Source organism: Psychrosphaera haliotis, assembly GCF_009728465.1.
GTDB lineage: Bacteria > Pseudomonadota > Gammaproteobacteria > Enterobacterales > Alteromonadaceae > Psychrosphaera > Psychrosphaera haliotis.
The window spans coordinates 636,141-654,231 of the sequence record NZ_WOCD01000001.1 but is presented as its reverse complement, the minus strand read 5'-3'; the positions used below and the strand labels follow the sequence as shown (position 1 = coordinate 654,231).

Below are 18,091 nucleotides of genomic sequence, written 5' to 3'. Positions count from 1 at the left end.
TTTAAGAAAGTGGCAAAATTTACAAAAACGTATGATGGGCCGCTTTAATTAATTGAAAGTGAACCTCTGTAAGCGCTGATATGTCTCTCTGGTAGCCGCCTCCAATGACGGCCATTATTGGTATATTGTGAGCCCTAGCGGTTTCAAATACCATTTTATCTCTTTGGTAAATCCCTTCCGTTGATATATCTAACAGTCCTAAATCATCATTTACATGAATATCCACACCGGCATCATAAATTATAAAGTCAGGTTTAAAGGCCACTAATGCCGATAAAAGAGCATCTTTTACGTGCGTTAAGTATTCTTTATCCAGTAGGTGTTTCTCTAAACCAAGATCAAAATCACTTTGCTGCTTCCTCGAAGGAAAGTTCTTTTCGCAGTGAATTGATAAACTAAAAATAGATTGTTCATCTTCAACACAAGTGGCAGTGCCATCACCTTGATGCACGTCACAGTCAAAAATCAGTACTCGGCTCGCTAAAGATTCTTCAATGGCGACTTTTGCCGCAATAGACAAGTCATTAAAAACGCAAAAACCTGAACCAAAGGTAGGGTGAGCGTGATGATAACCGCCTGTAAAATTGACGGCTATGTTGTGCTCTAGTGCTAGTCTCGCTGTTTTAATTGTACCGGCAACGGCATAACGAGTGCGATCAACAAACTGCTGTGACCAATTAAAGCCAATACGTTTCATCGCTTTAGGATCTATGTTGCCAGTTAAAAAACTTTCAATATATTCTTTCGAATGTATTAAGCCTAACGTTTCTTTAGTTACAGGCGACTCAACTTCATTAACATAAATGCTATCGCTAAACTCTGCTCGGCTCTTGTCATGTAAAAACTGATACTTATCAATTGGGAATCTGTGGTTTTTAGGCAGCGTCAATTGGCTATAGATTGGATGGAAAACGGTTTGTAACTGTTTCATGTTATTGACGACTATCGAGTTGCTGTATTTTATCTTCAACACCTGTGATTGCTTGTCGGCAGCGGCCTAGTCTTTGTTGTGTTAACAATACTTGCTGTTGAAGCTCTGATTTATTGGCACCTGCGTGCTGATAAGACTGGCTTGCTTGTCCGCGACCATATCAATTAAGCGTCGCTCATATTCGTGAAGTTTAGATAGCTCTTCATACAACGACTGGCTTGTTTGTGTTGCTTGTTGGGCAATATTTTTAACTCGTTGCTGGAGTTTAATATGTTTGCCTCTGTGTGCCGCGTATTTAGAATTTAAGTCGCCAGAATTTAACAGGTTTTTAAAGCAACCAAATTGATGGGCAATCATGTCGCTTAAGTAGTCAGCATGAGTTTGATCTTTTACTTTGGCAAGGCGTTCAATATTAGTTTTTAGCTCTTTTACGTAATCTTTAATGTCATCACTTTGCGTATGAAAATAGCTGGAATTGAATATATCGCTCGACCTAAACCAGTTCTGGTAGGTTAATTTACTACTTTGGACTTGGGTTTCTAAAAACGCCACCTGAGATTGAAGCGTCGCTATTGATTGCTGTGCAGACAAGACGTTTACCCTTTTTATTTTTGTTTATTTAAGGCACCAGGCAGTAATGACTATAACCAAGCATCTATCGCCAGTTTAATCGCCATGACAGAAACTACAACTGTAAAAATAGGGCGGATGAATTTGTTTCCAAAATGAATAGCAGAGTGCGCACCTGTGTAGGAACCCACCATAAGCAAAACACCCATCATTAAACCAATGGTAAAATTAACGTGACCAAGAATAATAAAAGCCACTAACGAACATATATTGCTAACAAAGTTCATGGCTCTGGCAACGCCACAAGACAATAACAAGTTCATTTTATAAAGAGCTAGGTTCGTTACTGTCCAAAAAGCGCCGGTTTCCAGGCCCAGCAAATCCATCATAAAAACCAAGAGTAAGTCCTTGGGTGACTTTCTTGATTGTTAATCCTTTACACCTTTGAGGTAACTGAGTATTTCCTGAAGGTTTGATAGGGTTAAATAAAGTGTAGAGGGCGCTAAAGCCAATTAAAAACGGTAATATTTTATTAAGAACCGTTGCATCAAGGAATGAAACCATAACTGTACCCAGCACTGAGCCAATCGCAGTGGCCAACAGACTAATGCGCCAAAAGTAGGGTGAAAACAGCTTCTTTTTATAAAAGGCATAACTTGCCGTAAGTGAACCAAAAGTAGCAGCCAGCTTATTAGTACCTAGTGCAACGTGAGGAGGAAGCCCCGATGCAAGAAGTGCAGGCACAGTAAGTAGGCCGCCACCGCCAGCTATGGCATCAATAAAACCAGCTAAAAACGCAGACACTAAAAGAAGAGCTATAATGCCACCAGACAGCTCGGTAAAATTAAACAGTTCGAGGAACCACTCCAAAAGACATCTCCACGTTTACTTGATTTACGGCAACGGTTGAATACCAAATTCTTACAGGTATTATAACGACCATCTCAATCTTTTGATATGCCGATGTCGACTCACTTATATCAATCTATTCCTAATAACGGTTTTATCCTCACCAGAAATCAATATGACGCCGGCGGAAGATTAGTATTTGAAATTTGGGTTAAAACCTCAATCGGTTTAGCTAAGCTTCTAATTGAAGATCAAGAAGCCGTCTGTTTTGTCCGAGCAACAGACTTAGACGCATTAAAAAGCGTACTTAAATTACAATTATCACCTGCTTATTTTAAGCCATTGCCGTTACGTAATTTTGATAACGAACCTATGGTTGCAGTGTATAGCCCCTCTTTGCGCGCTTATTATAAAGTGAAACAAGTAGCTGAAACGTATCAGATAGAATTATTTGAGGTTGATGTAAAGCCAATAGATAGATATTTGATGGAAAGGTTTGTCAAAGGTGATGTCGAATTTGTTGGTGACTTAGTATCAAACAATCTACCTTACATTGAGTTTCGCAAAGTAAAGTTAAAAGCGGCGAGTCAAAGCGCTGAACCTCAAATAGACTTAAGTTTACTAAGCATTGATATTGAGTGTAATGAAAAAGGTGAGTTGTTCTCAATTGGTTTACATCAAGGTTGTTTAGAGGCTCTGCCAGAAGTTAAGCCAGAAGTTAAGCCAGGAGCTAACCCAGTGCCTAGGCCTCGAGTAGAAGACAAGCCTGTAAAAGAAGCGGCGCCTTATGAAAAGGTGCTTTACAACCTAAATGGCGTTTCTGAGTCCGGCAAAAAAAGCATTGAACTAAGTAAGAGTGAAGGTGAGAGCCTAGATTATGCCGAGTGGCTAAGCACAGAGAAAGCGCTGTTAGTGCGTTTTATTGAGGAAGTACAAAGCCAGGACCCTGATGGCCTGATCGGTTGGAATTTCATTAGTTTTGATATTCGATTAATAGTACGAGCTTGTGAGCGCCATAATATAAAGTTAACTCTGGGGCGCGACGGCACTGTACTTCAGTTTAGTGATGGGCAAAGAGGTCAGCAACGATTTCCTGATCGCGCTTATGTTGCGGGAAGAGTTGTGTTAGATGGTATAGATGTAATGAAAAATGCCACCTATCACTTCTCGAGCTTTTCACTAAATAATGTGGCAAACGAAGTATTAAAAGATCAGAAAATCCAACTAACGGAAGAAGGTGGTGACAAGTTACAAGCAATTAAACTATTGTACACAGAGCAGCCTCTTAAACTTGCTGCATATAACCTACAAGACTGCATTTTAGTATCTAAGATCTTCTCACAAGAAAAGCTTACGCAATACCTTATTACCCGAACTCGTTTAACTGGGCTTGAACTCGACAAAACGGGTGGCTCAGTTGCGGCCTTTACCAATCTTTATATGCCAGAGATGCACCGCAAAGGTTGGATAGCGAATAACCTCGTTGCAATGGAAGATTATGTACATAGTCCAGGTGGCTTTGTAATGGACTCAATACCGGGTATTCATGCAGACGTACTCGTTTTTGACTTTAAGAGCCTTTACCCAAGTATTATTCGAACCTTTAATATAGATCCTGTGGCGCTCATAGAAGCTCAATTTGATGATTCTAAAGAAGAGGTTATTCCTGGTTTTCGTGGCGGGGAATTTAGTCGGGACAAAAGCATATTATCCTCTATCTTAGATAAGCTTTGGTTAGCACGTGAAAATGCTAAAAAGAATAATAACTCAATCCATTCTAATGCCATCAAAATTATTATGAATAGCTTTTATGGAGTGCTCGGTCTGCCGGTTGTCGTTTTTATGACACTAAACTTGCTAGCTCTATTACGATGAGAGGCCATTGGGTACTAAATCAATCTAAAGATTGGTTTCATGAGCAGGGACTTACCGTTATTTATGGTGACACTGATTCCGTATTTGTTAGTACCGAGGGCAGTGAATACAAAAGCACAGATGGTAAACAGTTAGAGGTTCGTCTAAATAGCTGGTGGACGGAAAAGATAAAAACAGATTTTGACTTAACGAGTGAATTAGAGATGGAATTTGAAACTCATTACTCTCCATTTTTTATGCCAACCATTAGAGGCACGGAAGCAGGATCGAAAAAACGGTATGCAGGCAAAAAGCAAAATAAAGATGGTACTAGTGAAATTGTATTTAAAGGATTGGAGTCTGTAAGAAGTGACTGGACACCACTCGCAAAAGAGTTTCAAACCGAGTTATTTGAATTGATTTTTAATAACCAACCCTGCAAGTCATTCTTAGAGCAAACTATTAATGACTTAAACTCAGGAAAACTCGACTCAAAGTGTGCGTACACTAAGCGTATACGGCAACATTTGTCGGAATATGTCAAAACTACACCGCCACAAATCAAAGCCGCAAGGGCTGCAAATGAATATTACGGTCGAGAAATTTATACTAGGGGTTCTCAAGTTAAATATGTAATTACCCATTTAGGGCCGCAAGAATTAGCGATGAATGAGGCTCTCTTAGATTATGAACATTATATAAATAAACAACTTTTTCCAATTGCGGAATCAATTTTGCATGCAGGATTTCCTGAATTTTAGCCGTTTTTGATAAACAACTAAATTGGTCGTTTTAGAAGAAAATTACAGTTAGTAAGTGTTTATAAGCAATTGGTTCTTAATAACCCACTTCTATCAAAAGTTTATTCAACTTTTGTGACAAAGATGAATTAATAAGAAAATATTTTGCTGTGTGGCTAAAAAGTACACAAAAACGATGAACTAAAGGTTGACGCCGTTAATTTAATGGCGTTACTATCAAGGTCGAATTTCTGGAAGATGTTGTTTTCAGAAGCCTGAGAAGGCTAAAAACTAATAAAACTAAAAAAATTGAATCACGACAAGTGATCCAGGGAGAAAATCATGTTTAAACTGAATAAAAGCTTAGCAGCTATCGCAGTTACTGCCGCATTAGGTATGTCATCTGCAGCGTTTGCTGGTAACAACGACGGTTCTTTAAAAGGCTTAGTTGTTGACTCAAACAAACAAACGGTTGCTGGCGCAACAATTACAATTAAAAACGAGAAAACTGGCTTTACTCGTTCAGTAGTAGCAGACGAAAATGGTAAGTACCGTTTTTCTGTATTACCAGTTGGTAACTACACGTTAACAACAACTAAAGATGGCTTTACTACAGAAACTTATGAAGACGTTTCTGTACGTATCGGTGAATCTTCAGTAACTATGTCTCTATTCAGACAAGGTGTTGAACGTATTTCTGTTACAGGTCGTGCATTATCTACTATCGACACTACTTCTTCTGAATCAGCTCTTAACATTGGTGCTGTAGAATTAGCTCGTTTACCAGTAGCTCGTGACCTAACTTCAGTTGCTCTACTAGCACCAGGTGCCAACCTAGGTGATTCTGCGTTTGGTAAACTACCTTCTTTTGGTGGTGCATCAGTTGCAGAAAATGCTTACTTCATCAACGGTCTTAACGTTACTGATTTCCGTAACGGTCTAGGCGGTTCAACGATTCCTTTTGAGTTCTACAAAGAATTCGAAGTTAAAACTGGTGGTTATTCTGCTGAGTTTGGTCGTTCAACTGGTGGTGTTATCAATGCCGTAACTAAGTCTGGTACTAACGAATTTGAATTCGGTGCTAACTTCTTCTACGAGCCAGAGTCACTTCGTGAAACTAACCCTGATATCCGTAAGCGTGATGGTTCAATTGACGTTTATAACTCAGCTGATACTTTCAATAAAATGGAAGGTAACATCTACGCGTCAGGTCCAATCATCGAAGATACTTTATTCTTCTATGTTTTATATAACCCACGTGACGTTAAATCAGAAACTATCAGTGGTGCAGGTCATGTATATAACTCTGCAGAAAACGATGATGCTTTCTGGGGTGCTAAATTTGACTGGAACATCAATGATGACAATATTCTAGAACTTACTGCGTTCTCTGATAAACAAAAAGTTATCACTACACGTCGTGACTACTCTTGGAACCAAGCTGGTACAAGTGCAGAGGTTACTGGTGATGTAGTTGGTGGTTTCCAAGATCTAGGTGGTCGTAACATCGCTGTTAAATATACTGGTTATATCACAGACGATTTCACACTATCTGTACTTTGGGGTGAGAACGAATCAAACAAGACTGTTAAGTCAGATTTTGATGCTTTCCCTGTAATCTATGATAACCGTGAAGGTAACTGGGTTCCTCAAGGTTCTTGGGCTAACTTCCAAGTTTCTGAAGCTAAAGATACTCGTGAAGCATTCCGTATCGATGGTGAGTACGCTGGTATCGAAGACCACAACATTCGTTTTGGTTTTGACCGCGAAATCAATACATCTCTAGACGAAACTGCACTATCTGGTGGCGTTTACTGGGCACTATTTACTTATGAAGCTGGTGAACAAATCAGTGGCATCGGTAAAACGTTCGACGCAACTACAGAAGTAGCACGTCGTCGTGATTACAGCGTTGGTGGTGAGTTTGAAACTGAATCTACAGCATTCTATATCGAAGACACTTGGTACGTTAATGACAACGTAACAGCTACAATTGGTTTACGTTCTGAGTCATTTGATAACAAAAACGCTGCTGGCGAATCGTTCATCAAAATTGACAACCAAATTGCTCCACGTTTAGGTGTTTCTTGGGACATCAATGGCGACGGCGAAAGCAAACTATATGCTAACTACGGTCGTTATCACTTACCTGTTGCTGCTAACACGAACATTCGTATGGCTGGTGCAGAAACTTATATTCACACTTACTATGCATTAGAAGGTATTAATGCAGATTTCACTCCTATTACAGGTGAAGAGTATGGTCGTGACGTAAACGGTGACGGTACGGTTCCAGACGTTCGTGAAGTACTAGATACTAGTATTGATCCAATGTACCAAGATGAATTCATCATTGGTTACGAAACTATGCTTAATGATGACTGGTCTTTCTCAACTAAGTACACACATCGTGACCTTGGTTCTGTAATCGACGATATCACAATTGATAAAGCAATTGGCGCAAATGGTTGGGCACCAGCTTCTGGTAACGTATATGTATTAACTAACCCTAATACAGATATCGAAACTTACTACGACACAGACGGTGACGGTACGCCTGATCCAGTGAGCATTAAAGCTTCTGACCTAGGTTACCCAGATCCAGAGCGTCTATATGATGCGATTGACGTAATGTTCAAGAGAGCATGGGACGATGTTTGGACTCTAGATTTCACATACACATGGTCTCGTAGCCGTGGTAATGCTGAAGGTTATGTTAAGTCAGATAACGGTCAGTCAGATGCTGGTCTTACAACAGACTGGGATTTCCCTTACCTAATGGACGGTGCTGAAGGTTACCTTCCAAATGACCGTCGTCATAGCTTCAAGTTATACGGTGCATATGCACTTACTGAAAACTTAAGCGTTGGTACTAACCTAACTCTAGTTTCTGGTCGCCCAGTTTCTGGTTTTGGTCACGGTTTACCAGCTGACTACGGTACAGAGTTCGATACTTACGAATATGGTCAAACATACTTCTTAGGTGCTGATAACTCAGTATTCTTGCCACGTGGTAGCTTCGGTCGTACACCTTGGGTTGCTAAGTTAGACATGAACCTAACTTATAACACTAAAGTTAGCGGTGCTGATGTTACGTTACAAGCTGACGTATTTAACATCTTAAATGCACAGGGCATCACTAAGTTTGATGAAGATCAAAACGACGGTGCTGTAAACGATGACTTCTTACTACCAACATTGTATCAAGCTCCTCGTTCTGTTCGCTTCAGCGCAACGGTACGTTTCTAATCTAACTTAAGTTAAATTAGATATAAAAGCTGACTTCGGTCAGCTTTTTTTTTATCCCAAATTCAAAGATTCTTTTTTAATAAAAAACTATCAGTAATTGCTTCTAATCATGTGATATTTAGATTTATATTTTGTATAGTGGTGGTGAACTTACAGAAATTTAAGGTAAATAGGTGTACTTGATGGGTAGTGAGAATGTTGTTCAAAAGTTGGTGGTAGTAGGTGGTGGAACTTCTGGTTGGCTATCAGCCGCTTATTTAGCAAAGTTCTTTGAGCTAAAAGGTGGGACCGCACCGTCGATTACGTTAATAGAGTCAAGCGACGTTCCTACCATAGGTGTTGGCGAAGCTACGATTCCTTTCATTAAAGAGACCTTACAGTTCCTAGGCATATCAGAATGGGACTTCATTAAGAACACTGATGCAACCTTTAAACAGTCGATAAAATTTATTGATTGGAACTTAAACTCAAGTCAAAAACACTACCATCACAATTTCTCCCAACCTCTTCACGCAGAACAATTTAATTACGCAAAGCATTGGGCAGCACACAAAGACGAAATTGGCATACCGTATAATTATGCAGCAACAATTCAAGGCCAGGTTTGTGATCACTTTTTAAGTCCAAAGCTACCAGAGGACAAAGAGTTCGAAGGTCCGTTAAACTATGCATATCATTTAGATGCTGGGAAATTTGCAACTTACCTTAAAAACTTTTCTATAGGAAAAAATGTAAATCACGTTATTGACCACATAACTGATGTCAATTTGACGGAAGCTGGTGACGTAGAAAGCGTTCTATTAAAAACTGGTAAATTAGTAGATGGTGATCTCTTCATAGATTGTTCAGGTTTCATTGGTCTATTAATAGGGAAATCTCTAAAGTCTGAATTCACATCCTTAGATGACGTGTTATTTGTTGACTCTGCCGTTACTGCTTTAGTACCTCATAAAGATGAAGAACTACCATCAGCTACGCATTCAACTGCTCAAGAGGCCGGTTGGATTTGGGATATTGGTTTACAGTCTAGAAGGGGGACCGGTTATGTATACTCTTCTAAATACGCCACTTCGGACGAAGCGGAGCAAACTCTTGCTAAGTATCACGATAAGGACGTTTCTGAACTACAGTTCCGACACTTAAAAATGCGTACTGGTTATAGAAAGGAGCAATGGAAGAATAACTGTGTGGCAATAGGTTTGTCAGCTGGTTTTATCGAGCCTTTAGAGTCAACAGGTATTTACCTTGTTGAGATTGCGCTGAGGACATTAACGAATTTATTACCAACTAAAAAAAACATGAGCAGTTTCGCCGCTCAGTATAACGCACTTATGTTGTCACAATTTGAAGGGGCTATAGACTTTATAAAACTACATTACGTGTTGTCAGACCGTGCGGACACAAAGTTTTGGACAGACAATAAGTTAGAGCAAAGCATTCCAAATTCATTGCAAATGTTTCTTGAACGAATAAAAACAAATGTTCCAACTCACTTTGATTTACCTGTAGGCCCTCAATGTTTTACGCTATATAGCTATTATGCGGTTATTTATGGCATGGAAAGTGTTCCTGAAACTATTAATAACAGAAACTTAAATGCCAACAAAAAAACTGAAAACCTCCATAAAGAAGTAAATGAGGTTTGGAACCGAGCAAATCAGGTACTGCCAACCCATAGAGAAATTATTGACCGAATCAACCAACGATAAGCTTCAAAAAGAATTATTTAAAAACTTGGTGGAATGATTTATTACTTTGCACAATATGTGTTCAGTTACTACATTTTAGAGACGAGCGCCGTATATTGTCGATTGACAATGCCTGTTTTGTTTGGGAGACTCGGTAGTGATTATTCGTGTAGGTTTTTATACGAATACAGAGTTATTACTCTAAAAAAGAAAATTTAAACACATACATTGGTTGGGAACTATGTCTAAGATGAAATTAAATCTAGTAGCTACTGCGCTAGTAGGAGCGGTAACATTTGCCGGTTCTGCATTAGCTGCAGATCCACTAGAGAAAATACACGCTGCAGAGCGCACTATCCATAAGGCGGCTGCTAAGTCACAAACTAAAATTAATGCTATTCAAGAGCAAACTACTGAGTTGATGTTTGAATACCGTGATGTTGTTGCCGAAACTGAAATCAACAAAGTTTATAATGATCACGTAGCTAAGTTAGTTGCAGCTCAAAATGACGAAATTAAGTCACTTGAAGATCAAATAGCAGAGATTGAAAACACAAAACGCAATGTTGTGCCTTTAATGTATCGTATGATCGATATGCTAGAGAAATTTGTAAACGCAGATATGCCTATCAAACTTGATCGTCGTGTAGCTCGTGTTGAAAAACTTCGCGCAACTATGATCAACCCTAACGTTAGTACTTCTGAGAAGTACCGTCAGGTGTTAGAAGCGTACCAAATTGAGAAAGATTACGGTACAGCTGTTGAAGCATGGGAAGCAACAGAAAATCTTGGTGGCCAAGAAATTACTGCTGACTTCGTTCATGTAGGCCGTATTGCATTGATTGCACAGTCTAAAGATCTTAAAAGCGCATGGGTATGGGACAACAGCACTCGCAGTTGGTCTAAACTAGGCGATGAGTACCTTAAAGACGTGACATTAACTATCCGTATGGCTCGCAAGCAAGCGCCATATGAGTTAATCAAATTACCAATCTTTGCCGCGGAGTAATAACACATGAAAAAGATTTTTAATTCATTGGTTTTAGCGGCTGTTGTATCTTCAGCTGGCTTCGTAGCTAATGTAAACGCTGCTGACAAATTAGATGATTTGTTGAAGCAAGTTAAACAAGACCGAATTTCTGAAGGCGCTTTAAACAAAAAGCGTGAACAAGAGTTCAATGCAGCAAAAGCTGACAAGCAAGCTTTATTAAATAAAGCTAAAAGAGAACTAGCTAACGAGAAAGATCGTGGCGATCGCTTACAAAAGCAATATGCTCAAAACGAAAAAACTTTAGCGGTTAGAGCTCAAGAGCTAGATAGCGCTAAAGGTACACTAGGCGAGATGTTTGGTGTTGTACGTCAAGCAGCTGGCGATACTATGGGTTCAGTTTCTGCATCAATTATTTCTGCTCAGTACCCTGGTCGTGCAGAACTTCTTACAGAACTAGCTGAAGCTAAAAAGCTTCCTACAACTCGTGAACTTGAAGAGTTATGGATTGCTTTACAAACTGAAATGACAGAGTCTGGCAAAGTTGTAACTTTTGATAAAGAAGTTTCAGCAACGGCTGGCGGTTCTTCAGTTGAAAAGCTTACTCGTGTAGGTGCATTCAACTTAGTAACTGAGTCTGGCGATTATGTTATCTACAACTCAGATGTACAAATCGTTCAACACTTAGGTAAGTCTGCTGAATCACACTACCGTTCATCTGCAGAAAATCTTGCAAATGCAACACCTGGTGAGTTAGTTCCTTTTTATGTTGACCCATCACGTGGCGGTATCTTACGTCTAAACACTCAGAAAGCGACACTTGAAGATCGTTATCACCAAGGTGGTACTCCAGGTTACGTAATTACTGTTGTTTTAGCGTTTGGTTTCCTACTAGCACTACGTAGCTTAGTTATTACACTAGGTGAAGGTTCTAAGATGAAAGCTCAGCTTAAAAACACTTCTAACGCTTCTGATAACAATGCTCTAGGTCGTATTCTTAAGATTTACCAAGAGAACAAAGACTCTGACGTAGAAAACCTAGAACTTAAACTTGATGAAGCTATCTTGCGTGAAACTCCTCGCATTGAAAGCGGTATCAATACAATCAAAATCTTAGCAGCTGTAGCGCCTCTATTAGGTCTACTAGGTACTGTTGTAGGTATGATTGAAACGTTCCAACAGATTACATTATTTGGTACAGGTGACCCGAAACTAATGGCTGGTTCAATCTCAATGGCGTTGGTAACAACAGCTATGGGTATCATTGCAGCATTACCATTAATCTTCGTTCACAGTGTTGTAGCAGCACGCGCTAAATCAATTGTTCATGTTCTTGATGAGCAAAGCGCCGGTATCATTGCAGCACATGCTGAGAAGGAGAAAGCGTAATGATGATTTACCTGATGGGCCTATGGGAATCTGTCAGGGATTTTATCGGCACGGGCGGCTTCGTTTTATACTTTGTCGCCGCAGCTCTTCTAATTATGTGGGCGTTAATGATTGAGCGTTGGTGGTTTTTAACCGCTGAGTTCCCAAAGCTTCGTGCGAATATTATCGCTAGCTGGGACGCTCGAATTGACACCACATCTTGGAGTGCTCATAGAATCCGTGACGCTTGGGTTTCTGAAGCATCCGAATTATTAAATGCAAGAATGTTAATTATTAAAACTCTTGTTGCTATGTGTCCTTTAATCGGCCTTTTAGGTACGGTTACCGGTATGATTACCGTATTTGACACAATGGCATCTCAAGGTACTGGTAACCCTCGTTTGATGGCGGCTGGTATCTCAATGGCAACAATTCCTACTATGGCAGGTATGGTTGCAGCATTGTCTGGAATATTTTTCAGCTCAAGGCTAGAAACAAGAGTTAAAGTGGCAAAAGAGAAGCTAGTTGATAGCTTGCCACATCACTAGGAGATTGAACTATGGCACGTAAACAACGTTTTCGTGAAGACGAAGATGCTGCAATTGACATGACTCCGATGCTAGACATCGTATTCATTATGCTTATCTTCTTTATTGTTACCACGTCTTTTGTTAAAGAAGCTGGTATTGATGTACTTAAGCCTAAGGCTTCAAATGCATCTAACAAGCCTTCTGCCAACATCTTTATTGCTATCAGACCTAACGGTGAAGTGCACATGGACAAGCGTCAAGTTGACGTAGAAACGTGTAGCCGCTAACATCGAAAGAATGATTGCTGAGCAGCCTACGGATACAGTTATCATCCAGGCTGATAAAGAAGCTAAACACGGCGTAGTAGTTAAAGTAATGGACGCGATTAAGTCTGCTGGTATAGAGAAAATCTCAATCGCTGCGGAGAAAAAGTAGTATGTTAAGACTTATTGCATCAATATTGGTTGGTGTAGTAATCACATTCGGCTTGTTCGTTTTCATGGCTAAATTGATCTCCAGTGGAGGTTCGTCTAACCAAAATGAATTCGAAAATATCATAGTCGAAATAAATACTACGCCACCGGAGAGTAAGGCGCAGAAGCGTAACCGCGTTCCGCCGCCGCCTCCACCGCCGCCTAAACAGCCGCCTAAGCCACAAACACCAGAGCCTGAGCCGCAAATCTCAAGCAGTGGTCCTAGCTTCAACATACCATCTATTGATGTTGGTGGAGCTGATGCAGGTTTAAGTGGGCCTGGTGGTCTAATTCGTGACGGTGATGCGACACCTATCGTTCGAATTGAACCAAAATTCCCAGCTAAAGCTGCTCGTGATGGCATTTCTGGTTGGGTACAGTTGAGTTTCGACATTAACGAACTTGGTGGTGTTGAAAACGTAAAAGTTATCAATTCTGAACCTCGTCGTGTATTCGACCGTGAAGCTCGTAAAGCTTTACAACGCTGGAAATACAAGCCTCGTGTTGAAGATGGTAAGCCAATTCGTCAGACTGGTTTACAGGTTCAACTAGACTTTAACTTAGATGAGGGTAACTAATATGAAATTAATTTCTAAATTATTAGCTGCTTCACTAGTATTCGGTACCTATGCGGTATCGATGCCTTCTTTCGCAGATGTTCCATCTGATCAGTTAGAAGAAGTTGAGCGTCGTAAGAAAGAACGTGGTGGTCAAGTTTTAGGTACTAGAATTGGTAAAAAAATCGGTGCAGCTTATGAACTTTTCTCAGAAGAAAAAGTTAAAGAAGCATTGGAAATGTTACTTGAACTAGAACCTAAGGGTGCTTTCGATAAAGCTTACGTAAACCGTTTTATCGGTAACATGTATGCTGGTATGGAAGGTAAAGCTAAAGAAGCAATCGATAGATTAAAAAAAGCAGAAGCTGCGGACGAGCTACCGTTTAACGACCATGCTGGTACGCTTAAGTTGCTTGCTGATCTGTCATTACAAGAGCAAGCTTATGCAGAAGCTCTTGTTTACTACAGAAAGTTTATTGACTTTTCTTTAGACCAAGACCCTAATGTTTACTTAAGAATGTCAAATGCATTATATGAGATGAAGAAGTACGAAGAAGCAATTAAACCCGCTCGTCGTGCTATAGAGTTGTTTGAAACTCCGAACCAAAATCCATATGTAATCATAATGGCTTCTTATTACGAGCAGAAGAAGTATAAAGAAGCAACCAAAGCTGTTGAAGAGCTAGTTAAGGTTTTTCCTGAAGAAGCCAAGTGGTGGACTCAGTTAGGTTCTTTTTATATGTCGACTGAAGATTTTGAGCGTGGTCTGTCAACGTTTGAATTAGCTTATAAGCAAGGTTTCTTAGAAACTGAAACTCAAGTTAAGCAATTAGCTCAGTTATATTCTACGAATGGGATCCCGTTTAAATCGGCTCAAGTTCAAGAAAAACATATAAAAAGCGGCTTGATATCAGAGTCTAAGCAGTCATTATCTGTTTTAGCTTCTACTTATAGAAATGCTAAAGAGTTTTTAAAAGCTGCTGAATACTACGCGAAAGCTGGTAAATTCGCTGATGACGGTGAGTTGTACAAAGATCAAGGCAATATGCTTTTGGCTATTGAACGCAACTCAGAAGCTGTAAAAGCTTTCAACTTAGCACTTGATAAAGGTGTTAAACGTAAAGGTGTTGTATACATGGCTATTGCCGAAGCACACTTCTACGAGCGTCAGTGGAAACAAGCACATAAAGCAATTAAACTTGCTATGAAAGAGAAAAATACAGCAAAGTCTGCTAAAAGTTGGGAAGCGTATATTCGCGAATCAGCTGAACGTGACGGCGTTAATCTTTAAAGTTTAAAGCTTAGTTAAAAAAACCGCCTTATGGCGGTTTTTTTATGTTTAACTTTTAAAGTTTCGGCTTTTAATGCAACTTCAAATATTCAAGTTTGTATGCGTTCTTACCTTCTAATTCAGCAGCATCTGCTAGTTTTTCTGTACGCTCAAATACATCTTCTAAATCTGCTCCATTCGAAGGCAAAACGTTAAGTGCACCAATTGAGAGGTCAATAGGGTATGTAAAATTTTCTAGGCTTTCTTCAATGTCTTCAAATATTCTGCTCAGAACTTTTTCAGTGCCGCCCTCATCTAAGTTAAAAAGCCCAATTGCTATTTCATTAGTGTGGAATCGGCAAACAAGATCAGTGGAGCGCTTAGTGCTTCTTTTTACAGATTCTGAAACAAGCTTAAAAGCTAGCTTGTCATCTTCTCTATTTGTATTTAAATGAGGGTGGATTATTACAACAGACAAGGCATCTCTCTCCCTCAACATTCGGTGCCATTCTCGATAAAAAACTTGTACAAAATATTCTTCACTATAAAGGCCAGACAGTCGATCTCTAAAAGAAGTATCTAGGTGGTTAAATATCATTCTTAAACTCCAATAACTTAACTACTATAATTATAGTCGTTATTAGGAACTTGCTATTTAATTAATAGGTTTGAATTAAATCAACGAAATTTTTTACTCTATCTCAAGGTCTGATACATTAGATTAATATTAAAATAACAATAGGTGAATTATGAAACTGAATAAAAAATCAACTCTAACGGCTTTAGGTTTAGCTGCATTAACAACTTCTGCTATGGCAAGCGCTCAAACAATGAGCTTTGAGGCAAATACATTGGAAGCTGGTTATCAAGTAGCTAGCATGGAAGGCAAGTGTGGTGAAGGTAAGTGCGGTGCAGATAAATTAAAAAACGATATGAAGGATAAAGCCAAAAAAGCTAAAGAAGGCAAATGTGGTGAAGGTAAATGCGGCGCCGACAAAATGAAGAACAAGATGAAAGACAAGGCCAACAAAGCCAAAGAGGGCAAATGTGGTGAGGGTAAATGCGGCGCAGATAAGATGAAGAACAAGATGAAAGACAAAGCCAACAAAGCCAAAGAAGGCAAATGTGGTGAAGGTAAGTGCGGCGCCGACAAAATGAAAAATAAAATGAAAGACAAGGCAAATAAAGCTAAAGAAGGCAAATGTGGCGAAGGCAAGTGCGGTGGTACTAAGTAAGTCTTTTGAGCCTTCCCTTTTGAAGTAGTCTTAGTAAACTACTGTCATATTAATCAGCCAGCGTGTCTGGCTGTTTTTATTTAAGATTAGAGGTATTAATGATAAGTGGAGTAGGGCTTGGTTATCGTCGCGAGATGGTAGACTTGAAAGATGAGATATTAGCATCAAACGTTGATTATATTGAAGTCGCGCCCGAGAACTGGATGCGCATGAATGAGCGTTATCAAGCACCATTAAAAGAGCTGGTTCAACACATCCCACTTTCAACTCATGGTTTATCGCTATCTTTGGGTAGTCCAGATAAGCTCGACGTTGAGTTTGTTAAACAGGTCAAACGGTTTCTAACAGACTTTAATGTAAGTTGTTATTCAGAACACTTAAGTTATTGTTCGTCAGGAGGCCATGTCTACGATTTAATGCCGATCCCTTTTACAGAAGAAGCTGTGTTTCATGTCGCGAACCGTATTAAAAAGGTACAGGATATTCTAGAGCAACGTATCGCTATAGAGAATGTATCTTACTACTTACAAACCATGAATGATTTAACCGAAGTTGAATTCACAAAAGCGGTTTTGGAAGAAGCTCAATGTGACCTGTTGCTTGATGTAAATAATGTTTATGTTAATAGCATAAATCACAATTACAACGCCAAAGAGTTTATCAGTGCGATGCCGACTGAGCGTATTGCTTATGGTCATATAGCGGGACATTATGATGAAGCAAAAGACTTAAAAGTTGATACACATGGAAGCCCGGTAATCGATGATGTTTGGGGACTGTTAGACTTTGCTTATCAAAAGCATGGGGTTTTCCCGACGTTATTGGAACGAGATTTTAACATTCCTGATATGTCTGAACTAAACGTGGAAATTGACAAAATTCATTCTTTCCAAAAAAGCGACATTAAAAAGAAGCAAAAAGGGTAGTTCGATATGGAAGACTTTAGAGACACTCAGCAAGCTCTAACAAACGCCATCGTTGACCCTTCAGTAACTAACGATATTGGCGTTGAGCAACGAAGATTAAATATTTACCAAGAGCTAATCTTTAACAACATTGAAGGTTTCTGTAGCAACGCATTTCCCGTTCTAAAAAGTATATTAGAACAATCAATATGGGAGAGTTACGTTAGACAGTTTTTAATATCTGGTGAAAAGTCGTCGCCTTATTTTGTTGATATCGCTGAACAGTTTTTAGACTTTATTACTCAAACTCAAACTCAAACTCAAACTCAAACTCAAACTCAAACTCAAACTCAAACTCAAACTCGGTTAGCGTTGTTGCCACAATACTTGCTTGAACTAGCCCACTATGAGTGGGTAGAGCTTAATGTTTCAATACAAGAAAATGAGATTACTGACAACGACTGGCAAGTCGACTCTAACTTAATAGTCCCAAACTCTACTTGGGCTCTTGGATATCAATACCCTGTTCATACAATATCTAAGCAAATGTTGCAGAGTGCAGGGCATACAAACAACACTGAACAAGCGACAGAAATAGAGCCGTTAGATACCTTTTTGATTGTTTACCAGGATACAGACGGAGACGTGGCTTTTATGACGACTAACGCAATTACCGCCCACCTAGTGAATTATATCGATGAATGTTCAGTCTATGCACAACATAATGGAGTAGAGGGCAGCGCTGAGTCGTTAACTACTCTTAGTGCGTTAGAAAGGTACTTTCAGCAAGTTCAACCCGGCACCGACAGTAAAGTCATTAAGAACTTCCTAACAGAAGCCATCAGTGATTTTGTTCAAAGAGGCGTATTAGTAATCGATTAGAA

Annotated in this window: 12 protein-coding genes and 4 pseudogenes; 12 read left to right on the top strand and 4 right to left on the bottom strand. The window is 39.5% G+C overall.

The annotated features are described in order from the left end of the window. Window positions 1–19: 19 nt before the first annotated feature. The 3 genes and pseudogenes from GNP35_RS02920 to GNP35_RS02905 all read right to left on the bottom strand — a co-directional run bounded on the left by GNP35_RS02920 (window position 20) and on the right by GNP35_RS02905 (window position 2,335). Entirely contained in the window at window positions 20–931 is a 912-nt protein-coding gene (locus GNP35_RS02920) for a histone deacetylase family protein (protein ID WP_155694351.1), read from the bottom strand. A 1-nt stretch (window position 932) separates the two neighbouring features. Then, window positions 933–1,483, bottom strand: a pseudogene (gene priC / locus GNP35_RS02910) (primosomal replication protein PriC). A gap of 89 nt (window positions 1,484–1,572) precedes the next feature. Beyond that, window positions 1,573–2,335 (bottom strand): annotated as a pseudogene (locus GNP35_RS02905) (TSUP family transporter). Window positions 2,336–2,458: 123 nt separating this feature from the next. On the opposite strand from GNP35_RS02905, the pseudogene GNP35_RS02900 reads away from it, so the two are divergent. From GNP35_RS02900 to GNP35_RS02855, 9 genes and pseudogenes are all read left to right on the top strand, one after another. Beyond that, window positions 2,459–4,965: pseudogene (locus tag GNP35_RS02900) on the top strand (DNA polymerase II). A gap of 321 nt (window positions 4,966–5,286) precedes the next feature. Continuing rightward, window positions 5,287–8,193 (top strand): TonB-dependent receptor, encoded by a 2,907-nt coding sequence (locus tag GNP35_RS02890; RefSeq protein WP_155694343.1) that lies wholly within the window; start codon window positions 5,287–5,289, stop codon window positions 8,191–8,193. A 182-nt stretch (window positions 8,194–8,375) separates the two neighbouring features. Continuing rightward, window positions 8,376–9,902: a tryptophan halogenase family protein gene (locus GNP35_RS02885; RefSeq protein ID WP_155694341.1), complete on the top strand. Its 1,527-nt coding sequence runs from the start codon at window positions 8,376–8,378 to the stop codon at window positions 9,900–9,902. 220 nt (window positions 9,903–10,122) lie between these two features. Continuing rightward, window positions 10,123–10,890 carry a DUF3450 domain-containing protein gene (locus GNP35_RS02880; RefSeq protein ID WP_155694339.1) on the top strand — a complete coding sequence of 256 codons (768 nt, stop codon included), beginning with the start codon at window positions 10,123–10,125 and terminating at the stop codon, window positions 10,888–10,890. A gap of 6 nt (window positions 10,891–10,896) precedes the next feature. Beyond that, on the top strand, window positions 10,897–12,258 hold the full coding sequence (locus GNP35_RS02875) for a MotA/TolQ/ExbB proton channel family protein (protein ID WP_155694337.1): 1,362 nt from the start codon (window positions 10,897–10,899) through the stop codon (window positions 12,256–12,258). 2 nt (window positions 12,259–12,260) lie between these two features. Beyond that, window positions 12,261–12,785 carry a MotA/TolQ/ExbB proton channel family protein gene (locus GNP35_RS02870; protein WP_155694612.1) on the top strand — a complete coding sequence of 175 codons (525 nt, stop codon included), beginning with the start codon at window positions 12,261–12,263 and terminating at the stop codon, window positions 12,783–12,785. Window positions 12,786–12,796: 11 nt separating this feature from the next. Beyond that, window positions 12,797–13,202 (top strand): annotated as a pseudogene (locus tag GNP35_RS02865) (ExbD/TolR family protein). Window position 13,203: 1 nt separating this feature from the next. Beyond that, window positions 13,204–13,818 carry an energy transducer TonB gene (locus GNP35_RS02860; protein ID WP_155694335.1) on the top strand — a complete coding sequence of 205 codons (615 nt, stop codon included), beginning with the start codon at window positions 13,204–13,206 and terminating at the stop codon, window positions 13,816–13,818. A gap of 1 nt (window position 13,819) precedes the next feature. Continuing rightward, on the top strand, window positions 13,820–15,088 hold the full coding sequence (locus GNP35_RS02855; RefSeq protein ID WP_196492396.1) for a tetratricopeptide repeat protein: 1,269 nt from the start codon (window positions 13,820–13,822) through the stop codon (window positions 15,086–15,088). A gap of 70 nt (window positions 15,089–15,158) precedes the next feature. Here the strand turns inward: GNP35_RS02855 and GNP35_RS02850 are convergent, their stop codons facing one another. Continuing rightward, window positions 15,159–15,665: a GGDEF domain-containing protein gene (locus tag GNP35_RS02850; protein ID WP_155694331.1), complete on the bottom strand. Its 507-nt coding sequence runs from the start codon at window positions 15,663–15,665 to the stop codon at window positions 15,159–15,161. A 151-nt stretch (window positions 15,666–15,816) separates the two neighbouring features. Between GNP35_RS02850 and GNP35_RS02845 the strand changes: the two genes are divergently transcribed. From GNP35_RS02845 to GNP35_RS02835, 3 genes are all read left to right on the top strand, one after another. Next, window positions 15,817–16,302, top strand: a complete 486-nt coding sequence (locus GNP35_RS02845; RefSeq protein WP_155694329.1) for an HvfA family oxazolone/thioamide-modified RiPP metallophore — start codon at window positions 15,817–15,819, stop codon at window positions 16,300–16,302. A gap of 98 nt (window positions 16,303–16,400) precedes the next feature. Continuing rightward, entirely contained in the window at window positions 16,401–17,228 is an 828-nt protein-coding gene (locus GNP35_RS02840) for an HvfB family MNIO-type RiPP peptide maturase (RefSeq protein ID WP_155694327.1), read from the top strand. A 6-nt stretch (window positions 17,229–17,234) separates the two neighbouring features. Continuing rightward, window positions 17,235–18,089 (top strand): HvfC family RiPP maturation protein, encoded by an 855-nt coding sequence (locus GNP35_RS02835; RefSeq protein ID WP_155694325.1) that lies wholly within the window; start codon window positions 17,235–17,237, stop codon window positions 18,087–18,089. Window positions 18,090–18,091: the final 2 nt, after the last annotated feature.

Coding starts and splice junctions, on each gene's coding strand:
- GNP35_RS02920 (WP_155694351.1), bottom strand. CDS start 931: ATGAAACAGTTACAAACCGTTTTCCATCCAATCTATAGCCAATTGACG.
- GNP35_RS02890 (WP_155694343.1), top strand. CDS start 5,287: ATGTTTAAACTGAATAAAAGCTTAGCAGCTATCGCAGTTACTGCCGCA.
- GNP35_RS02885 (WP_155694341.1), top strand. CDS start 8,376: ATGGGTAGTGAGAATGTTGTTCAAAAGTTGGTGGTAGTAGGTGGTGGA.
- GNP35_RS02880 (WP_155694339.1), top strand. CDS start 10,123: ATGTCTAAGATGAAATTAAATCTAGTAGCTACTGCGCTAGTAGGAGCG.
- GNP35_RS02875 (WP_155694337.1), top strand. CDS start 10,897: ATGAAAAAGATTTTTAATTCATTGGTTTTAGCGGCTGTTGTATCTTCA.
- GNP35_RS02870 (WP_155694612.1), top strand. CDS start 12,261: ATGATTTACCTGATGGGCCTATGGGAATCTGTCAGGGATTTTATCGGC.
- GNP35_RS02860 (WP_155694335.1), top strand. CDS start 13,204: ATGTTAAGACTTATTGCATCAATATTGGTTGGTGTAGTAATCACATTC.
- GNP35_RS02855 (WP_196492396.1), top strand. CDS start 13,820: ATGAAATTAATTTCTAAATTATTAGCTGCTTCACTAGTATTCGGTACC.
- GNP35_RS02850 (WP_155694331.1), bottom strand. CDS start 15,665: ATGATATTTAACCACCTAGATACTTCTTTTAGAGATCGACTGTCTGGC.
- GNP35_RS02845 (WP_155694329.1), top strand. CDS start 15,817: ATGAAACTGAATAAAAAATCAACTCTAACGGCTTTAGGTTTAGCTGCA.
- GNP35_RS02840 (WP_155694327.1), top strand. CDS start 16,401: ATGATAAGTGGAGTAGGGCTTGGTTATCGTCGCGAGATGGTAGACTTG.
- GNP35_RS02835 (WP_155694325.1), top strand. CDS start 17,235: ATGGAAGACTTTAGAGACACTCAGCAAGCTCTAACAAACGCCATCGTT.